16 protein-coding genes and 1 pseudogene are annotated in these 19,994 nt (G+C 71.5%); 13 read left to right on the forward strand and 4 right to left on the reverse strand.

The window, feature by feature from the left end:
- Window positions 1-51: 51 nt before the first annotated feature.
- Entirely contained in the window at window positions 52-912 is an 861-nt protein-coding gene (locus QMK24_RS25280; RefSeq protein WP_283469071.1) for a universal stress protein, read from the reverse strand.
- Between the two features lie 258 nt (window positions 913-1,170).
- On the opposite strand from QMK24_RS25280, the pseudogene QMK24_RS25285 reads away from it, so the two are divergent.
- The 7 genes and pseudogenes from QMK24_RS25285 to QMK24_RS25315 all read left to right on the forward strand — a co-directional run bounded on the left by QMK24_RS25285 (window position 1,171) and on the right by QMK24_RS25315 (window position 8,826).
- A pseudogene (locus QMK24_RS25285) lies at window positions 1,171-3,868 on the forward strand (bifunctional acetate--CoA ligase family protein/GNAT family N-acetyltransferase).
- Between the two features lie 158 nt (window positions 3,869-4,026).
- On the forward strand, window positions 4,027-5,163 hold the full coding sequence (locus tag QMK24_RS25290) for a ferric reductase-like transmembrane domain-containing protein (RefSeq protein WP_283469072.1): 1,137 nt from the start codon (window positions 4,027-4,029) through the stop codon (window positions 5,161-5,163).
- Window positions 5,054-5,761, forward strand: coding sequence for an FAD:protein FMN transferase (locus QMK24_RS25295; RefSeq protein WP_283469107.1), 708 nt, complete (start codon window positions 5,054-5,056; stop codon window positions 5,759-5,761). Before QMK24_RS25290 ends, QMK24_RS25295 begins: the two co-directional genes overlap by 110 nt.
- Window positions 5,762-5,842: 81 nt before the next feature.
- The gene (locus QMK24_RS25300) at window positions 5,843-6,577 is read left to right on the forward strand and encodes a response regulator transcription factor (protein ID WP_283469073.1); all 735 of its coding nucleotides are present in this window, start codon (window positions 5,843-5,845) and stop codon (window positions 6,575-6,577) included.
- The gene (locus QMK24_RS25305) at window positions 6,574-7,998 is read left to right on the forward strand and encodes a sensor histidine kinase (protein WP_283469074.1); all 1,425 of its coding nucleotides are present in this window, start codon (window positions 6,574-6,576) and stop codon (window positions 7,996-7,998) included. The genes QMK24_RS25300 and QMK24_RS25305 overlap by 4 nt, the downstream gene beginning before the upstream one ends.
- A 260-nt stretch (window positions 7,999-8,258) precedes the next feature.
- Window positions 8,259-8,390 (forward strand): hypothetical protein, encoded by a 132-nt coding sequence (locus QMK24_RS25310; RefSeq protein WP_283469075.1) that lies wholly within the window; start codon window positions 8,259-8,261, stop codon window positions 8,388-8,390.
- 46 nt (window positions 8,391-8,436) lie between these two features.
- Window positions 8,437-8,826: a cupin domain-containing protein gene (locus QMK24_RS25315; protein WP_283469076.1), complete on the forward strand. Its 390-nt coding sequence runs from the start codon at window positions 8,437-8,439 to the stop codon at window positions 8,824-8,826.
- 61 nt (window positions 8,827-8,887) lie between these two features.
- Here QMK24_RS25315 and QMK24_RS25320 read toward each other — a convergent pair whose 3' ends face one another.
- Window positions 8,888-10,816, reverse strand: coding sequence for an amidohydrolase (locus QMK24_RS25320; RefSeq protein WP_283469077.1), 1,929 nt, complete (start codon window positions 10,814-10,816; stop codon window positions 8,888-8,890).
- 172 nt (window positions 10,817-10,988) lie between these two features.
- On the opposite strand from QMK24_RS25320, the gene QMK24_RS25325 reads away from it, so the two are divergent.
- The 3 genes from QMK24_RS25325 to QMK24_RS25335 all read left to right on the forward strand — a co-directional run bounded on the left by QMK24_RS25325 (window position 10,989) and on the right by QMK24_RS25335 (window position 13,424).
- On the forward strand, window positions 10,989-11,978 hold the full coding sequence (locus QMK24_RS25325) for a LacI family DNA-binding transcriptional regulator (RefSeq protein WP_283469078.1): 990 nt from the start codon (window positions 10,989-10,991) through the stop codon (window positions 11,976-11,978).
- Window positions 11,979-12,040: 62 nt separating this feature from the next.
- On the forward strand, window positions 12,041-12,385 hold the full coding sequence (locus tag QMK24_RS25330; protein ID WP_283469079.1) for a winged helix-turn-helix transcriptional regulator: 345 nt from the start codon (window positions 12,041-12,043) through the stop codon (window positions 12,383-12,385).
- A gap of 103 nt (window positions 12,386-12,488) precedes the next feature.
- A complete protein-coding gene (locus QMK24_RS25335) occupies window positions 12,489-13,424 on the forward strand; it encodes a 2-dehydropantoate 2-reductase (RefSeq protein WP_283469080.1) in 936 nt (311 codons plus the stop codon).
- A gap of 74 nt (window positions 13,425-13,498) precedes the next feature.
- On the opposite strand, the gene QMK24_RS25340 is transcribed toward QMK24_RS25335, so the two are convergent.
- Complete coding sequence (locus QMK24_RS25340) at window positions 13,499-14,317, reverse strand: methyltransferase domain-containing protein (RefSeq protein WP_283469081.1); 819 nt, start codon at window positions 14,315-14,317, stop codon at window positions 13,499-13,501.
- A 147-nt stretch (window positions 14,318-14,464) separates the two neighbouring features.
- Window positions 14,465-14,974, reverse strand: a complete 510-nt coding sequence (locus tag QMK24_RS25345) for a mycothiol transferase (protein WP_283469082.1) — start codon at window positions 14,972-14,974, stop codon at window positions 14,465-14,467.
- Between the two features lie 278 nt (window positions 14,975-15,252).
- Here QMK24_RS25345 and QMK24_RS41905 point away from each other — a divergent pair, with 278 nt between their 5' ends.
- From QMK24_RS41905 to QMK24_RS41910, 3 genes are all read left to right on the forward strand, one after another.
- Window positions 15,253-16,029 (forward strand): NAD-dependent epimerase/dehydratase family protein, encoded by a 777-nt coding sequence (locus QMK24_RS41905; RefSeq protein ID WP_502962539.1) that lies wholly within the window; start codon window positions 15,253-15,255, stop codon window positions 16,027-16,029.
- A gap of 7 nt (window positions 16,030-16,036) precedes the next feature.
- Complete coding sequence (locus tag QMK24_RS25360) at window positions 16,037-16,252, forward strand: hypothetical protein (protein ID WP_283469085.1); 216 nt, start codon at window positions 16,037-16,039, stop codon at window positions 16,250-16,252.
- 214 nt (window positions 16,253-16,466) lie between these two features.
- Complete coding sequence (locus QMK24_RS41910; RefSeq protein WP_502989163.1) at window positions 16,467-19,982, forward strand: discoidin domain-containing protein; 3,516 nt, start codon at window positions 16,467-16,469, stop codon at window positions 19,980-19,982.
- The last annotated feature ends 12 nt before the right edge of the window (window positions 19,983-19,994 follow it).

Genomic DNA, 19,994 nt, shown 5'->3' on the forward strand with positions numbered 1-19,994 from the left:
GGCCCTCATGGGGACCGACCGGCCCCTCAGGGCCAGTCCGTGCGGGGCCGTCTACCAGGACGGGACGATTTCGGGTGCCACGGGGACCAGTACGACCGGGCAGTGGGAATGGCGCAGCAAGGCGGAGGTGACCGGGCCGAGTTGCGGGCCCAGCCGGCCAGGCCGCCGGTGCGCGGCCACCACGATGACACCGGCCGCGCGCGTTGCCTCCAGCAGGGCATGCGCCGGTCCTGACCGTACGGAGAGGGTGTGCACGGGAACCCCCGGATGGCGGCACCTCAGCGTTGCCACCACGTGCCCTGGCACGGCGCTCTCGGTTCGTGACCGCAGGTCGATGTCGTCCTGCACACGGCTGGTGGGCATGGGTACGAGCCCGGCGGGGGCGAGGTGCCGGTAGGTCCAGGCGTGCAGGACGCGCAACGGTGATCCGCGCCGTGCCGCCTCTTCGAAGGCATACGCGGCGGCGTCGGTGTCGGTGTCGCTTTCAATGCCGAGCAGTACCTCACCGGGTCCCGCGCCGGGCTGCGGCAGGACGTGGTCACCCCGGACGACCAGGAGCGGGCTGCGGGTGCGGGCCGCCACCCGCAGGCTGACCGAGCCGAGCAGCAATCCGGCGAAGCCGGGCAGGCCGCGGGAGCCGACGACCGTGAGTGCGGCGTTCCGCCCCCGGCACACCAGTGCCTCGGCCGCGTCTCCGGCGACCGGTGTGGTGCTCAGCGGCAGTCCGGGGTGGCGGCGCCGTACCCGCGTCGCGGCGGAGGCCAGTACCGGTCCTGCCTCGTCGAGGTCGGGCACGGCGTGGACGATTTCCAGGCCGGCGCCGCGCCGGACCGCCTCCGCGGCGGCCTCGTCCAGTGCCCGCACCGCGACGACAGAGCCGTCGACTCCAACGACCACATGCCGGGTAGTCATGTCTGGTCCTCCGTGTGTTCGGTCAAGGGTCGGGGCGACCGCGGATCGCGGTCGTCGTCACCGTGGCACCGGCCGGACAGCGGGGGCGAGGGGCGGTTCGGGCCCCCTTGTGGGCCCGTTCGGCCCTCAGGCACCGGCGGGTGGGCGCAAAAGGCCGAACGGCCTCTCGCTCAGCCCGGCCAGCCCCTGTGATCCGCTCCGGATCCGCTGGACCGTGGAGCCGGGAGCCACAGGGCGCCCGAAGGAGAGAGGTCCGCGATGACGCACACCGCACACCGCACCGGACAGGTCCACGCACTGCTGACTGACGGCAGGACCGTCGGAATACGGCCCGCGGGGCCCGATGACCACGATCAGATGCGGCGGCTGTACGAGGAGATGTCGGCGGAGAACCTGCGGTTGCGGTTCTTCGGAGTGAGCCTTCTTTCGGGCCCTCAGGCCGCCGAGCGGGCCTGTGCCCCGCCCCGCCCCGGCCACCGCGCGCTGACCGCATGCTTCGACGGCCGGATCGTGGGAGTCGCCGAGTACGTATGCGGCTCCGACCCCGCCGAGGCGGAGATCGCGCTGGCGGTCGCCGACGCGTTCCACCACTGCGGCGTCGGCACCTTGCTCCTGGAACATCTCGTGAACGCCGCCCGCGAGGAGGGCATCACCTCCTTCACCGCTGACGCGCTCACGGCGAACCACCCCATCGTGACGGTCTTCGCCGAGCTGGGCCTCAACACCGCCCGCCGCTTCGAGGGCACAGAAGTGCACTACACGATCCGGCTCGACGAGGACGACGAGCGCTACCTCACAGCCGTCGACGAACGCGGCAGGACCGCCGGCACCGCGAGCCTGCGCCCGCTGCTGCGACCGCGCTCCATCGCCGTGGTCGGCGCGGGCACCCGGGCCGGATCGGTCGGGCGGGCGGTCCTGAAGAACATCCGCGACGCCGGCTTCCCCGGGCAGTTGTACGCGGTCAATCCGCACGCCCATGCCATCCTGCGGATCCCCTGCTATCCGGCCGTCACCGCCCTGCCGCACCCGCCCGACCTCGCGGTACTCGCCGTGCCCGCACACGCCGTCCCCGAGACCGCCCAGCAGTGCGGCAAGAGCGGAGTGGGCGCCCTGGTCGTGCTGACCGCCGGCCTGGACCGCCACCAGGCGGCCGACCTGCTCGACGCCTGCCGGCACTACGGGATGCGGCTGGTCGGCCCGAACTGCCTGGGCATCGCCAACACCGAGGACGACGTCCGCCTGGACGCCACCTTCGCCGCGGACCGGCCGCTGCCGGGAACCGCCGGGGTCGCCGTACAGTCCGGCGGCATCGGGATCGCGCTGCTCAGCGGGCTGTCACGGTTGGGGATCGGCGTGTCCAGCTTCGTTTCGCTCGGCGACAAGTACGACGTCAGCGGCAACGATCTGCTCCAGTGGTGGGAGGGCGACGGCCGCACCGACCTGGCCCTGCTGCATGTGGAGTCCTTCGGCAATCCGCGCGCCTTCTCCCGCACCGCCCGCCGGGATCGCCCGCGGGATGCCGGTCCTGACGGTCGACGCGGGGCGCTCCGAGGCAGGACGGCGGGCCGCCGCCTCGCACACCGCGGCCGCCGCGACCCCGACCGTGACCCGGCAGGCACTGTTCCGCCAGGCCGGGATCACCGCCACCGGCTCCATCGGCGAACTCCTCGACACCGCAGCGTTGTTGCACTCCCAGCCGCTGCCCACCGGCAGCCGGGTGGCCATCGTGTCCAACGCGGGAGGCGCGGCCGTGCTGGCCGCCGATGCCTGTTCAGAAGCGGGTCTGACCATTCCCGAACTCCCCGCCGACCTCATCGCCGAACTCCTCGCGCTGCTCCCTGAAGGGGCCTGCGCCACCAACCCCGTGGACGCCTCACCCGCCGTGGGCGCGCGGGCGCTGGGCGCGTGCGTGGACCGGCTCGCGGAACACGGCGCGGTCGACGCGGTGCTGATCGTCCTGGTGCCCACCGCGCTGGCCGCGGCGACCGGTGACGATCCCACCCGGGCACTGACCGAGGCCACTCCGGAACGGCGCTCCCGCCCGGTCGTCGCCGTCCTCCTCGACCAGGACGCACGCGTCCGTCTGCTACAGGCCGACGACGGTCCCGTCCCCGCGTACGCCGACCCCCAGAACGCCGCCCGCGCCCTGGCCCACGCCGCCGACCGGGCCCGGTGGCTGGCCCAGCCCGCGGGCACCGTCCCGGAGCTGTCCGGAACCGACCCGGCGGCCGCCCACACCCGCGTCGGGGAATTCCTCGCCGCCAACCCCGAGGGCGGCTGGCTCGACCCCCGCGGCTGCGCGGCCCTGCTCGACAGCTACGGCATACCGCGGCTGCCGCACGAGTGGGCCGAGGACGAGCAGACGGCTGTCGACGCGGCGGCCCGCCTGGCCGGCCCCGGACAGCACGTCGTCCTCAAGGCCCACTGGCCCGGTCAGCTGCACAAGAGCGACCAGGGCGCGGTTCGGCCGGATCTGAACGGAGAGGCCGACGTCCGGGCCGCCTACCGCGATTTCACGGCCCGTTTCGGCAAGGTCATGGATGGGGTCCTCGTGCAGCCCATGGCGCAGCACGGCATAGAACTCGTCGCGGGCGTCGTCCAGGACGAGGTCTTCGGCCCGTTGGTCCTGTTCGGTCTCGGCGGCACCGCCACCGAACTGCTCGCCGACCACGCCGCCCGACTCGCCCCGCTCACCGACCGGGACGTCCATGAGCTGATCACCGCACCGCGCTGCGCCCCGCTGCTGTTCGGTTACCGCGGCGGCGGCCCCGTCGAACTCGAGGGACTGGAGCAGCTGCTGCTCCGGCTGTCAACGATGGCCGGCGATCTGCCGCAGCTCGCCGAGGCCGATCTCAACCCGGTCCTCGCCCGGCCCGACGGCGTCACAGCCCTCGATGTCCGCATCCGCCTGCTCCCCCGAGAAGCCCACGACCCGTACCTGCGCCGGCTGCGCTGAGGAGGAGACAGCACGCTGTAGGCCGGGCCCCTGGTCCCGTCCGGCCTCCCGCTCCAACCTGCGAATCTCCTATGAATCCCGCCAGGGGCCCCGGTTCAGAGCCTGCTCAGAGGTTACGACGGCACAGTGGGTCGTCAGCCGATGAGAGGGGTTACATCGTGGCGACGACCTACGACCGCCGGGCGGCCGGGCACCGGTCCGCGCCGCCCGAGCCGCGCGGCCGCCGTTCACCGGCCGGGCCGGTGCTCGCCCTGATCGGGGCAGGGGCGATCGCGGTGCTCGCGCTGTGGTGGAACGACACCCCCGCGATCGTCGGCCCCGCGGGCTGGCTGATCGGCGCGGGCCGCATAGCCGGCCTCCTCACCGGATACGGATGCGCCGTCCTGGTCGGCCTGATGGCCAGGATCCCCGCCCTGGAACGCGGAGCGGGCAGTGATCGCGTGGCCCGCTGGCACGCGATGGCCGGGCGGTACACCATCAGCCTGCTCCTGGCCCAAATCGTCCTGATCATCACCGGTTACGCGGTCCAGGCCAGTACCTCCGTGGTGCACGAAACCACCACGGTGGTGCTCAACTATCCGGAGATGCTCAAAGGGACCGCCGGAGCCCTGATTCTGATCGCCGTCGGGGTGGTCTCCGCGCGCGCGATACGCCGCCGGGTCAGCTACGAGTTCTGGTACTACCTGCACGTTCTGACCTACCTCGCACTGTTCCTCGCCTTCGGCCACCAAATCGCCCTCGGAGCCGATTTCGCCGGGCACGCGGCGGCGCAGAACGCCTGGTACGCCCTGTATCTCGGGGTTACGGCGCTCGTGCTGTGGTTCCGGGTCCTTGCCCCGGTGCGCCTGAATGCCCGGCACCGGCTGCGCGTGGCGGCCACGGTCCGCGAAGCGCCCGGCGTCGTCTCCGTCCTGATCCAAGGGCGCCGGCTGGAGGAGCTGAACGCCGAACCGGGGCAGTTTCTGCGCTGGCGGTTTCTCACCTCCGGACTGTGGTGGACCTCCAGCCCGTACTCCCTGTCGGCCGCCCAGCGGCCGGACCGGTTGCGCATCACCGTCAAAGCGGTCGTCGAACCCAGTGCGGCCCTGGCCGCGCTGCGACCCGGCACCCGCATCTGGGCGGAGGGCCCGTGCGCTGACCTCGGACCGCAGGACTCGCCCCAAGGTGCTGCTGCTCGCAGGCGGAGTGGGGATCACCCCGCTGCGCGCGCTGTTCGAGACCCTGCCGGCCCGGCCGGGCGACCTGACCCTGCTGTACCGGGCACGTACATCCCGGTATCTGGCGCTGCGCGGTGAGCTGGAGTCGATAGCGGCGGCCCGCGGGGCCCGGCTGTACTACGCGGTCAATGATCCGGACGGCACCCGCGCCTCCATCACCGCGCGCGACGGCTGGTTCAGCGCCCGCTACGCGGGCTCCCTCGACCCGACCGGCCTCGTCAAAGGGTGGGCGGTGGAACGGGCCGCCGCGATGCTGCGTTCCTCCGGCGCCGACACCGTCTGCGTCAACGGCGGCGGTGATGTGCAACTGCACGGCGGACCGTGGCGTGTGGGCGTGGCCGACCCGCTGCGGCCCGGAAGGATCGCGGCCAGGATCGAGACGTCGCACGGCCTGGCCGTGGCCACCTCGGGCCCCGCCGAGCGCGGCTGCCACATCCTCGACCCGCGCACCGGCGCTCCGCCGGCCCCTTCCCTCGCTTCCATCACGGTCATCGGCCGCAGCCTGACCGAGGCCGACGCCTGGGCCACGGCCCCCTACGCCATGGGCGCCGCCCGGGCCCGCGGCTGGCTCGAGCAGCTCCCGGGCACGGAGGCCTTCGCCGTCGCATCCGACGGCAGCACCTGGCAGACCAGCGGGTTCGCCAGGACAGCCGTCCCGGGTCCGGCCCAGGTGTAGCCCGCTCAGCGCGGATTCAGACGAAACACACAGCGGAGCCGCCGCCCGCTGGACGACGCTTCGGGAGATGCTGACAGGACCATGGACACTCACCGCGCGCAGCCCTTCCTGCATCGCCCCGACGGGACGCCGGTGCGAGTCCTCGTGGTCGACGACGAGCCCGACCTGGCCGAGGTGCTGGCCGGCGCCCTGACCGGCGAGGGCTGGCACGTCCGCACGGCCGCCGACGGTGCCACCGCACTCAGCACAGCCCGCGAATTCCGTCCCGACGCGGTCGTCCTTGACTGGATGCTCCCGGACATGGACGGCCTGCGGGTGCTGCGCGACCTTCGCCGCGATGCCGCGCGCGTCTGCGTCCTGTTTCTGACCGCCCGGGACTCGGTCGAGGACCGGATCGCCGGCATCACCGCCGGCGGGGACGACTACGTCACCAAGCCGTTCAGCCTGGAGGAGGTGCTGGCCCGGCTCCGCGGGCTGCTGCGCCGGTCCGGTATGGCCACCGAGCCGGGCGAGAACTGGCTGGCTGTCGGGGATCTCATGATGGACGAGGAAGCCGGGGAGGTCAGACGCGGGAGCGAGATCGTGGACCTGTCCCGCACCGAGTTCGAACTCCTGCGGTACTTGATGCGCAATCCGCGCCGCGTGCTGTCCAAGGAGCAGATCCTCGACCGGGTCTGGGCCTACGATTTCGGCGGCCGTGCCCATGTCGTCGAGCTCTACATCAGCTATCTGCGGAAGAAGATCGACTCGGGCCGGCATCCGATGATCCATACGGTCCGCGGCGTCGGTTACGTCCTCAAGCCGGAGTCCTCGTGAGGCGACCGCCCCCGCACACCCTGCGGGGCCAGCTCACCGCCGGACTCGTGTGCCTCCTCGCCATCGCCTGCCTTGCTGTCGGCGTGACCACGGCCCTCGCCCTGCGCGGCTTCCTCATGGGACGTGTGGACCAGCAGCTCACCTCTTCCGGCGGCCGTTTCGCCGCCAGCCTGGAACACGAAGCGCACCCCGACGCCGACAACCAGCCCGACACCCGCGGCCAAGCGGAGGCCACCTTCGGGGCCAGGCTGCTGAAGGGCTCGGTCACCCAGGCCGCCGTGGTCGATGACAAGAACGACCGCCGCGTGCCGCTGACCGCGGGCGACCAGCGGACCCTGGCAGCCGTCCCGGCCGACAGCCGGGGTCACCGCATCCGGCTCTCCGCGCTCGGCTCCTACCGGGTCGTGGCCGTCTCCGGCGACGACGGCGACGTCCTGATCACCGGCCTGCCGCTGCACCCGGTGGAGGAGACCATCCACCACCTGGAAGCCGTGGAGACTGTGGTGTTCGGCGTGGCACTCCTGGTCACCGGCATCGCGGGTGCCCTGTGGGTGCGGGTCTCACTGCGTCCCCTGCGGCGGGTCACCGCGCAAGCCGCGAGCGTCGCCCGGCTGCCGCTCGCCAGCGGCGAGGTGGCCATGCCCGGCCCCCTGACCGTCAGTGATCCGCGCACAGAGGTCGGCCAGGTCGCAACCGCGGTCAACCAGATGCTCGGACACGTCGGAGACGCCCTCGCCCAGCGGCACGCGAGCGAGGAGAGGCTGCGGCACTTCGCCGCGGACGCCAGCCACGAACTGCGCACCCCGGTCGCCAACATCCGCGGCCACGCCGAACTCGCCCTGCGCCACCCCGAGCCCGTGCCCGCACCGGTACGTCACTCCCTCGAACGCGTCCAGTCCGAATCCCAGCGCATGACCCATCTCGTCGATGACCTGCTGCTCCTCGCCCGGCTCGACGCTGGGCGGCCCCTCGAACGCGAGACGGTCGATCTGACCCGGCTGGTCCTGGACGCAACGGACGACGCGCGGGCAGCAGGGCCCGGTCACCGCTGGCTGCTCGACCTGCCCGAGGAACCCGTGACGGTCACCGGCGACGCCCACCGCCTCCAGCAGGTGATAGGCAACCTCCTCGCCAACGCCCGCGCCCACACCCCGTCCGGCACCGAGGTCACCGGGCGGCTCGCTACGCAGGACACCGGCATCCACCTGACCGTGACCGACAACGGACCCGGAATCCCCGCGGAACTCCAGCCCGAGGTGTTCGGCCGCTTCGTCCGCGCGGACCACAGCCGCTCCCGCACCACGGGCAGTACCGGTCTCGGCCTGGCCATCGTCCACGCGGTCGTCACCGCCCACGGCGGCACCGTCAACCTCACCAGCACCCCCGGCCACACCGCCTTCGAGGTGACGCTCCCCCGCTGACCCCGGCCGTGCGGCCTGCGTGGGGCACCGGAGTCTGCAGTGCTGCATGGGCTCAGAGGTAACTGAGAGGTTCCTGTGCCTGCCTGACGGCGTTTCCGCCGCTCCATTCGTGTCCTGCAGACGACGGATCACTCGACCCTGCCCTGGCGTGGGCAGGCCGCACCGCGCAACTGTCCGAGCCGCCGAGAGATCGCCGGTCTGTCGGGGCCGAGCGTCTTCGCCGGCCTCTCGACCCGGCCGTCGCCGAAAGCCTGACCCTTGTGCGTCAGGTCGCAGCGATGTACCACCCCGCGGTCGTGCGGAGGATCGATCACACCCTCATGCCGACCGAGACCACCTGGCCGCCCGCCGCATGGAACGGACACGCCGCCCGCAAACAGCCCGCGGACTGACATCCCCCTCCGGCCTGACGGCCCGGATGCCCTGCCAAGATCAGGCATGGATGACAGCGTGTACGTGGGCAACGCCGGGCAGGACGCGGTGCTGGACCGGGGATGGCTGCTCGGGCACTTCAAGGACACGTCAGACCCTCGGTACAGCGAGGACGTCGAGATCAAGTGGGGCGTTCATCCGCCCGGTGACGAGCGTCCGCAGTGGGTGACCGGCGAGGAACGCACCGCCCTGCTCGTCCTCATCAGCGGCCGCTTCCGCGTGGAGCTTCCCGGCCACAGTGTGACGCTGGCGAAGCAGGGCGACTACGTCGTATGGGGCCAGGGCGTCGACCATTCCTGGTACGCCGAGGAGGAGTCCGTTGTGCTCACGGTGCGCTGGCCGTCCGTACCGGGATATCGAGTGAGCGGGGAGAGCCGCGCCCGCGAGGACGTCTGAACCCGGCCGGCGTGGTGCCGGACGCCTCCGGCACCACGCGGAGGCGCCCGCCGGATACCAACTAGCGGCCCCCGTCCGCGCAGCCGCACGCTCCGTGGCGTCCGCCGTGCACGCCGGCCAGGGTGGCGGGTCGTTTCTCGGCTGACGTTGCCGCCGTCCGCTGGAACGCGGCGGCCGCCTTGCCGGTCGCGGTGGAAGCGTCATGCACCGTCCGGCCGCCGACCAGCGTCCGCAGCACCTGGGTGTCGCTGATCTCGGCCACCGGCACCTTGGTGACGTCGCGGTCCAGGACCACCAGGTCGGCCGCCATGCCGCGGCCCAGCGTCCCGGTGAGCCTTTCCTGATGCAGCTGATAGGCACTGCCCTGGGTGTGCATGGCCAGCGAGGAGGCCCGGCTGATGCCCTCCAGCTCCGGGTAGAGCGCACCTTCCGCGTCGGACGAACCGCCGATCCGGTCGATCGCCGTGCGCAGCTGGTTCCACACCTGCAGCGGGTCCACCGGCCAGTCGGATCCGCCCGACAGCACGGCTCCGTGCCGCTGCAGGCTGCGGGCCGGGTACATCAGCCGGTGCCGCTTCGGGCCGATATAGGGGAGCAGCGCCTCCATGGTCCAGATGTCGCGCAGCGCCCACTGCAGCTGCATACAGGGGATCACTCCCAGCGGGGCGAAGCGCCGGAAGTCGTCGGGGTGGACCAGTTGCAGATGGGCGATGGTGTGCCGGTTGCCACGCCGGCCATTGGCGTGCAGCGCCGTCTGGTAGCCGTCCAGCGCGGTGCGCACCGCGCGGTCGCCGATGGCGTGGGCGTGCATCTGCCATCCGGCGGCGGCCAGGGTGCTCGTGAGCCGGCCGTAGTCCGCCGCCGAGACGTACAGGTCTCCGTAGTTGTCAGTGGGCCTGCCGTTGCCGTCCAGGTAGGGGGTGAGCAGGGCGGCGGTCTGCGCCGGGTATTCGATGACGCCGTCGAGGAAGACCTTGACGGTCCCGAAGGTCAGCCCGGGGACATGCCCGTACTTGCTACGCAGCCCGCGCACGTACTGCAGCGCGGCCTTCGGATCCTTGGCGAGGTCGGCGCCGACCCGCAGCGCCGGGTGGATGCGCTGCGGCAGCCGGCCGGCGGCGGCCAGCGCGGCGTACCCCTCCAACTCGCCCTCGCCGACGGACGCGTCGAGGAAGGTGGTGATGCCGCTGGCGGCGGCCCGGTTCAGCACCCGGATGTATGCCTCGTGCAGCTCGGCGGGGGTGGGGTCCGGGATGACGCGGGTGACCAGCGGCTGCGCGTCGTCCTTCAGCAGTCCGGTGGGCTTTCCGTCGGGGTCCCGGACGATCTTGCCGCCGACCGGGTCGGGGGTGGCCGCGGTGATCCCGGCCAGGTCCAGGGCGCGCTGGTTGGCCCACAGGTTGTGGCCGTCGTCGCCGATCAGGACGACGGGGCGGCGGGTGGGCAGCGCGTCGAGGTAACGGTGGTGCGGCACGGTGCCGGTGGGCAGCAGTCCGACCGGGTTCCAGCTCTCCACGATCAGCCAGCCGTCGGGTTCCGCCGGCGCGCTGTCCCGCAGGAATCCGCCCAGGATCTCCTGGAGCTGCGGAACGGTGAGGGCGGCGTCCTCCAGTGACGGATGCAGTGAGCGTTCTCCGGCACCGAGCGGATGGGCGTGGCCGTCATGGATGCCGCTCATCACGGTGCCGCCGCGCGCGTCCAGGACATCGGTATCGCGGCCGATGTACCGGCGCAGCTCGGCGGAGCTACCGGTCTCCAGGATCGTGCCGTCCCGGCCGACCGCGATGGCCTGGCGGACCGGCGTCCGCGAATCCCCGGTCAGCACCCGGGCGTTGTGCACGACCAGCGCGGCGGAACGGCGTCGGCGGGCCGGGCTGTCCGACACAGCGGCCGAGGACGCGGCGGCGGGACCGGACGTGCCGACCGCCACCGCGGCACCGAGGGCGCCAGCAGTGGCCAGCAGGCCGCGGCGGGACAGTTCAGGGCTCATGAGGTGCTCCAAGGACAGCGGGCTGTGGGGGCCGGAGGCGGGTGCGAACGTGGGAAGCGAGGTGGAATGAGCTGAACCCTGGGTGATTAATCCCGTAACCAACAGGGTCACCGAACAGCGGAATCCGACAGCCGCCTCCCCATCCCGCGACGGATTCCGTACGCTGGGCGGCGTGTCCCGCGTGACGATCCTCGATGTGGCCAAGGCCGCCGAGGTGTCGACCGCCACCGTCTCCAACGCCCTCAACGGCACCGGACGGCTGGCCGCCGCCACCCGTGGCCGGGTCCGCGCTGTCGCCACCGCGCTCGGATATCTGCCACTCGGCCGGCTGCCGAAGGCCGCCGGCTCCCGCACGCTCGGCCTGGCCGTCACGACCTACGGCTCACAAGCCTGGAACTTCGCGTCGATCGCCTACTTCGCGCAGGCCATCGCGGCCGCCACCGCCGCCGCGCACCATCGCGGCTACGCCCTCATCACGCTGCCCGCCGCACCCGGTGACGAGCTGTGGCAGTCCCTCGCCGTCGACGGCGTACTGCTGCTGGACAGTCCGGACGGCGACCCGGTGGTCCGCGCCCTGCGGGCCCGCGGCCTGCCACTGGCCTTCGACGGCCGGCCCGCTCACCCGGCCCCGGGCGAAGCCTGGGTGGACAACGACCACGCCGCCACCACCGAGGAGGTGCTGGACCACCTGGCCGCCCAGGGCGCGCGGCGGATCGCACTGATGGCGGGCTTCGGCACCGAGCACTACACCCGCGTCTGCACCGACGCCTATCGGCGCTGGTGCGCGCGCCGCGGCGTCCGGGCCGCCGAGATTCCGCTCATCGTGGACGATCCCGAGGGCCGCACCCTGGACCTGCCGTTCACCGCCCCCGACCGCCCGGACGCGGTCTACGGGATCTACGACCCCTGTGGTCACCGCATACTGTCGGCGGCCGCACGGTGCGGCCTGCACGTCCCCGCCGACCTGTTGGTCGTCTGCGCGAGCGAGGACTCCGGTTACGCCGGCACCGACCCACCGGTCAGCACGGTCTCGCTGCTTCCGCGGAGCACTACCGAGGCTGCGGTCGGCGCGCTGATCGCTCTGATCGAGAACCCGTCGGCCCCTCCGGAACCGGTGATCGTCCCGGCGCGGCTCATCGCACGGCGCTCTTCACTGCGTTGACCCGAGCGGCGTTGACCCGCGCGACCCGGCTGCCGCGGTGCGAAGGCGGTCGGCGGTGGTCCATGGTGACCGAGGCCGGGGTACTGGAACGCGTGCCGGGCGCCGGACGGCGGGAGGTCTACGAGCTGACGGCGAAGGGCGTGTCGCTCTGGCCGGTCGTCCGCTCGCTCACCGCATGGGGCGACGAGCACTACGCATCGGCCGGCCCGCGACGGATTTTCCGTCATGCCGCCGACAACGCGCCGGTCACCGCTGACGGTCGCTGCACCACATGCGGTACCACCGTGGAGGTCCAGGACATCCTGGTCAGCCCCGGCCCCGGACTCGAACCGCCTGCCGATGACGACGACTTGGTGACCGTCGCCCTCTACCGCCCGCACCGGCTGCTGCGGCCACTGCGCGAATGAGCCCGCAGCAGCACCACACGAACGCCGCTGCCCTCAGGGATACGCCCGGATCGACGTGCGCGGAGTACGCCGACGCCGGTCCCACTACGAAAGGTTCAATTTCATGAAGATCCTGGTCGTCGGTGCCGGAGCCACCGGAGGCTTCTTCGGCGCCCTCCTCGCCCAGGCAGGACGGGATGTCACCTTCCTGGTCCGCCCACGCCGCGCCGCCACCCTGCGTGAACGGGGTCTGCGCATCACCGGCCTGGGCGGGCAAGAGGTGATCGCTCCCCAACTGGTCACCGCAACCGAGCTCTCGTCCCCGTACGACCTGGTATTGCTGTCGGTGAAGTCCACCGCACTCAAGCAGGCCATCGCCGATGTCGCTCCGGCGATCGGTCCGCAGACCGCGATAGTGCCCCTTCTCAACGGCATGGCCCATCTCGGCGAACTCAACGCACGGTTCGGCACCCGGCCGGTCCTGGGCGGCGTCGCCAAGGTCGTCACCACCTTGAACAGCGACGGAGACATCGTCCGCCTGGCCCCGCTGGCGCACCTGACCATCGGCGAACAGGACGGCCGGCCGTCATCTCGCGTGGACGAGATCCACGCTCTGTTCGTCGACGCGGGCATCGACGCGGACGTGTCCACGGACGTCGTGGCTGCGATGTGGCACAAGTGGGTCTTCATCACCACCCTCGGTGCGCTCACCTGCCTGATGCGCGGCACGGTCGGCGACGTCAACGCCGTCCCCGGTGGATCCGCCCTCGGACCCGCCATCCTGGCCGAAGCCGCCGCGGTGTCGGCCGCGGCCGGCTTCCCCGTCCCGGAGGCCGAACTCGCCGCCACGACGGCGACGGTGACCCAGGCCGGAGCGTTCGCATCCTCCATGTACCGCGATGTCACGGGCGGTCGGCCGACCGAGGTCGAGCACGTCCTCGGTGACTTCGTCACGCGTGCCCGCACCCTGTCGGTCGACACCCCGCTACTCGACCTGGCCACCCTGCACCTGCGCGTCCACCAGCACCGCACCGAACAGAACACCCTTGAGCTGCCCTGACGACCAGCACTCAGAACCCATTCACGGCTGCCCGGAGGTCCGTGAAGGCTCCGGGCAGCCGGCGAAGGGTCCGCTCAGGCCGGGCGGTGGGCGATGACGCCGAACATGGTCACGGACATGTGCACAGCGCCCTGCTTGGCAGCCGCCGTCAAGTCGTCGTACAGCTGATCGCGCTGCCGCTCCGTGATCAGTTCCCGCCGCACGGCCGCCTCGCCCAGCATCCGGATCAGGGGCCAGGTGACCTTCGACGGATCCTGGATGAGCGCCTGCGAACCCAGGTCGTCGATCTCCAGCCCCGCCGCGGCCAACTGGCCGGCCAGCCGCCGCCCCGCGTACGGATTGACGGCCGTCGCCAGGGCGCCGGTCGTCAGTGCCGCGACCACTTCGGGGTCACCCGGGTGCAGGATCGACGTCGCCCAATCGGTGTCCAGCAGCGCCACCCGCCCACCCGGCCGCAGCACTCGCGCGATCTCCGCGGCTGCCCGGTCCGGCTCGGAGAGATGCTGGAACACCCGCTCGCACCAGACCACATCGACGTCGGCGTCGCCCAAGGGCAGCGACGACGCGTCGCCGTCCACGAACCGGGCCGGATTGCCGGCCTCGGCCGCCCGCTGCTCGGCAATCGACCGCAGCCCGGGGTTCGGTTCCACCCCGATCGCTTCTCCGCCGGGTGTCACCGCCGCCGCCAGCACCAGGGTCTCCGAGCCGGTACCGGCACCGATGTCGACCGCCCGCTCACCGGGCCGCGCGGCCACACCCCGGTGCGCCCACTCGCGCAACCGCCGCACGCCCGCGCTCGCCGCCTGCGTGTCCAGCGCACCGACCAGCCGGCCGGTGGTCGCGTCGGTGATGTTGTCCGTGTGAAAGGCCGAAGTCGGCCGCACATCCCCCATGCCCCCCACTGTACGGCCCACACCCGCGCCACTCGGGCAGGCGCGGTTCCAGGATTCCGCGTTCGCCGAGGCCCGAGCGCTCCTCAACCGCGAGTCCACCGTAGGGTCACGGAATGAGCAGCATCGCGGGCGGCACCGGTGACCCGGCTAACGCCGTCGGAGCACACCGCGGACGAAGGCCGCCTGGCCCACATGCTGCAGGTCGTCCGAGATGACGCTCACCAGCCGCACTCCCAACGTCACCGGCGGCGTCCAGCCCTCGTCCACGATGCGGTCGAGATCGGCCGCCTTGAGTCCCCGCACATAGCGCGACGTGTGCTCGTGCACGGCGTCGTGGTAGCCGGTGAGCAGCTCCGACGAGATCCCGCCCACGGCCGTCACCTGCTTGCTCGTGTGACCGTATCCGGTGGACCTGGCGGCGAACGGCAGCTCGAAGCGGTCCGACCAACCCTGCGACGTCCAGATCTGCTCGCTGCCCGCGGCATCGGCGACATGGTCGTCCTGAACCCGCGTCAGATGCCAGACCAGCCAGACGATCGAGTTGGCCCTTCCGTCCAGCCTCAACGCCAGCTCCTCGGGGGAAAGGCCATCGACCACGCTGTGCACGTTCTCCTGGATGCGCCCGAAGGCATCGGCCAGCAGGTCCCCAGTGTTCATGCGTGTCTCCTCGCCGGTCCTCACTCGTATCGCCCGTCTCCGACGATGAGCGACCTCACCGATTATGACCGCAGCCCCGGGTACGCGTCCGAGTACGCGCCCGGGCACACGTCCGGGCACACGTCCCGGTGCACGCCCGGGTACGCTCCCGCCCGAGGTCGGTCGGCAACCGCCGCCCGCCGGGGGATCATCTGCTCCGAGCCAGGTGTGCTCCTCCCTCGACTCGGGTCCCGATGCCTGTCAGATCCCCGAAGGGCGCCCCGTGAGTACTCCCCGCCATGTCATCTCTCGGTACCGGCGCGGTCGGAACGGCCACGCTCACCGCCCTGCTCCACCGCGGCGAGAGCGTCCGCATGGTCAACCGCTCCGGCGCCGCCCCGGTCCCCGACGGCGTCGAGGTGGTGGCCGGCGACGCACGCGACCAGGCCTTCACCACCGATGTCAGCCGCGGCGCCACGGCCGTCCATCAGGTACTCAATCCGCCGTATCACCGCTGGGCCCAGGAGTTCCCCGCCCTCCAGGCGGGCGTGCTCGCCGCCGCGGAGGCCACCGGCGCGCGGCTGGTGAGCATGGACAACGTGTACATGTACGGCCGGCCCGCAGGGCAGCCGTTCGCCGAGACCCGCCCCAACAACGCCACCACCCGCAAGGGCCGTGTCCGCGCGCAGATGGCCGAGGACCTCCTCGCCGCTCACCGGGCCGGCCGCGTCGAGGTGGCCATCGGCCGGGCCTCGACTATTTCGGCCCCGGCGGCGGCGCCCAGACCGTCCTCGGCGACCTCGTCTTCCGGTCGGCCCTGCGCGGCCGGCCCGCCACCGTGCTCGGCGACCCCGACCAGCCGCACACCTACAGCTACCTCGCCGATATCGGCGAAGGCCTCGCCGTCCTGGGCGAGCACCCTGACGCCGCCGGCGAGATCTGGCATCTGCCCAACGACCCCGACTCCCGCACGACCCGCCAACTCATCGTCACCACCAACCAGTTGGCCGGCCACCCCGACGGCGGCAAGGTGCGCGTCCTGCCGGTGTTCGCGCTGCGGGCCATCGGAATCGTGAACCCACGATGCGCGAACTCATTGAGATGCGGTACGAGTTCGAAGAGCCCTTCACCGTCGACAGCAGCAGGATCACCGAGGGCCTCGGGGCAACCGCCACTCCCGTCGAGGAGGCCCTGCGGCACACCCTCGACAGCTACCGCGCTCAGGGGAAGGCGCAGGGGAAGGCGCAGGGCGTACGGCAGTCGGGCACCGACAGCGGCCGATGGTCCCCGCATCCCTGACTTCTACCAGGATGGCCACGGGGATTGACAGTGTTCAGTCAGTAGAAGAAACTCCCCCCGGGAGAGCGCTCTCCATCGTCATCTCCGGTCACCGTGCGACGCGTCCGGAGCAACCCGTAGCCGCCACCGTGGACGCCGTCCCTGCTTCTCGTCGCTCGCCGCACGACGTGCCCACGGTGTTTCCGAGCCGTCACACCCCCACGTGGAGATGCCCATGAGCCTCCTGGCCCGGTTCCTCCGATCCGTCAAACAGCGCAGACCGTTAGTGGCCGTGGCCGTCGCGGCCGCCCTCGCGATGGGTGGCGCCCTCAACGCCACGACCGGTACCGCGCACGCGGCCGACACGCTGCTGTCACAGGGCAGGCCCGCGACCGCCTCCTCGACCGAGAACGCGGGCACACCCGCTTCCGCGGCCGTCGACGGCAACGCCGGCACCCGCTGGTCCAGCGCCGCAGCCGACCCCCAGTGGCTCCAGGTCGACCTCGGCTCCCCCCACCCCATCACCTCGGTCTCCCTCAACTGGGAGACGGCGTACGCCACCTCATTCAAGATCCAGGTCTCCGACAACGGCACCGCCTGGACCGATGCCTACTCCACCACGACAGGGCCGGGTGGCGCTCAGGCGCTCTCCGTAAACGCTTCCGGGCGTTATGTGCGCATATACGGAACCGTCCGCGCCACGGGCTACGGCTACTCCCTGTGGGAGTTCCAGGTCTTCGGATCGGGCGGCACCACCCCGGACCCCTGCGGCGCTGTCAACGCCGCCCTCAACAAGCCCGCGACCGCCTCCTCGACGGAGAACGCGGGCACACCGGCCTCCGCCGCTGTCGACGGCAACGCCGGAACCCGATGGTCCAGCGCCGCAGCCGACCCCCAGTGGCTCCAGGTCGACCTCGGCTCCTCGCAGGCCGTCTGCCAGGTCGGCCTCAGCTGGGAGGCGGCGTACGCCACCGCGTTCCAGATACAGGTGTCCGACACCGGCACCGGCGGCTGGACGACGATCTACAGCACCACCACCGGCACCGGCGGCACACAGACCCTCCCGGTCACCGGCACGGGCCGCTACGTCCGGATGAACGGCACCGCGCGCGCCACCGGATACGGCTATTCGCTGTGGGAGTTCGCGGTCCACACCACCGGCCCGGGAGACCCGGGCGGAGGCGGTGACTTCCCCGGTTCGGTCATCTCCGCCTACAAGCAGGTGTCTGCCTCCTCATGGGAGGGCGCCAACGCTCCCGCGGCCGCACTGGACGGCCGGACCAATACCCGCTGGTCGAGCCTGTCCACCGACAACCAGTGGCTGCAGGTGGACCTCGGCGGCATGGCCACGATCAGCGGCGTGGTGCTGAACTGGGAGTCCGCCTACGGCACGGGGTATCACATCGACGTTTCCGGCAACGGGACGGCGTGGACCCCGCTCTACACCACCTCGACCGGCCAGGGCGGCATCGAAAAGCTCCACATCACCGGCACGGGCCGCTACCTCCGGTTCAACGGCACCGCCCGCGCCACCGGATACGGCTACTCGCTGTGGGAGTTCCAGGTCTACGGCACGGTGGACACCTCCACCGCCACCCCGCCGATGCTCTCCGGACCCACCAAGCCCCCGGCGACGCATGACCAGTTCGCGCTGTCGGCCCCCGCGGACAAGGCCATGGTCACCAACACCCGCAGGCCCGCGCTCTCCTGGGCGGCCGTACCCGGCTCCGCCCACTACGAGGTGTGGCTCAACATCAGCCGTGCGGACTACGACTTCACCGCGTCGGGCAACCTGCTCGACCTCTACACCAAGGTCGCCGAACCCACCGGTACCAGCTACACGCCGTCCTGGGACATCACCGACCGGTGGACGTACCAGTGGTTCGCCGTCGCCGTGAACGGCTCCGGCGCGAGGACGACGTCCGACATCCGCGCCTTCACCGTCTACCTCCCGGACATCGAGCAGGTGACCGACGGCGTCAGCGTCATCAACGGCGCCCGGGACCTGAACAAGGACGGCACGATCGAACCGTACGAGGACTGGCGGCTGCCGGTCGACACCCGGGTCGGTGATCTTCTCGGCCGGATGACGCTGGAGGAGAAGGCCTTCCAGATGTTCTACAACGTCCAGTCGTACCCCATGTCCGGCTGGCATTTCGGACCGGCGCAGCCGGCTGATCTGCACAACGTCCTGCTCTCCACGGCGGCCACGAGGCTGGGCATCCCGCCCGTCTCCGCGGGCGACACCACCGCCGGCTACCAGACCACGTACCCGTTGCAGAGCACACTGGCCGCGGGCAAGGACTACCCGCTCGACTACCAACTGGGCAATATGCAGCGCAAGGAGGAGCTGGAGGTCGGGGCGCGCGGCACCCTCTCGCCGCTCGCGGAGGTCGGCACCAAGGTGCTCTACCCCCGTATCCAGGAGGGCGGCGGCGAGAACGCCGACGTCGCGGCGGCCCAACTGCGGGCGCTGATAGCGGGACTTCAGGGCGGACCCGAACTCAACCCCGGCTCGGTCCTGGCGACCGTCAAGCACTGGCCCGGTGAGGGTGCCGGCGGCGAGGCGGGCATCGTCTACGACGCGGTGACCATCAAGTACCACATGATCCCCTTCCGGGCCGCGATGGAGGCCGGGGCGGTCAACATCATGCCGGGCTACGCGGGCAGTTCCTACCTCGACCCGGGCGGGCCGGGAGCCGGTGACAGCGCCAAGATCCTCACCTATCTGCGGCAGAACCTGGGCTATACCGGTCTCATCACCACCGACTGGCTGCCGTCGGGCGCGTGGGTGAACGCGGCGAACGCCGGCTCGGACGTGATGGGCGGCGCCGACCCGGGCGCGGTCGGCTTCACCATGGCCGGCTTCGAGTCGCAGGTACCGCTCGCGCGGATCAACGACGCGGTGACCCGGATCCTCAAGCTCAAGTTCCAGCTGGGCATCTTCGACCACCCGTACGGCGACCCGGTGAACGGCCCCTACCGTTTCCACCAGCCGGGTTACGCCGCGCTGGCCAACCAGGCCGCGCGCGAATCCAACACCCTGCTCAAGAACAACGGTGTGCTGCCGGTCAGGCTCAACGCCGGCGACAACATCGTCGTCGCCGGTCCCCGGGCCACCGACGGCGCCGCGTGCTGCATCTGGTCCAGCTACTTCCACTCGGACTACGGCTCACTGACCGTCCTGGACGCGGTCAAGGCCAGAGCGGCCACCGCCGGCGTCCACGTCTACCAGGACACCGGCCCCGCACCGAAGCTGGCCGTCGTGGCCGTCGGCGAGCCGTCGTACACCCATGCCACCTCCTGGCCCGACACCCAGCCCTATCTGCCCGCCGACCAGCTCGCCCTCATCCAGAACTTCAAGAACCAGGGCATCCCGGTGGTGGTCGTGCTGACCCTGCCGCGACCGATCGTGATCAGCGACTGGAACGGCCTGGCGGACGCCATCGTGGTGACCTACCGCGGCGGCGAGGAAGTCGGCCCGGCCACCGCGAGCCTGCTCTTCGGCGACTACACGCCCCGCGGCAAGCTGCCCTGGCAGCTGCCCAGAAGCCTCGACCAGGTCCTCAAACCGGGCGGCGGCGACAACCAGGCCGACGCCAACGAGGCCTGGGACCTGCCCTACGACCTCGGCGCCACCGCCGCCGAACGCGCCGACATCCGCGCGAGGATCGATGCCGGCCAACCTGTACCGACTACCTACGGCAACCCGCTGTACCCCTACGGTGCCGGCCTCAGCAGCTTCACGTAGGAGTCAACCCGC

Source organism: Streptomyces sp. PH10-H1, from assembly GCF_030063355.1.
Classification (GTDB): Bacteria; Actinomycetota; Actinomycetes; order Streptomycetales; family Streptomycetaceae; genus Actinacidiphila.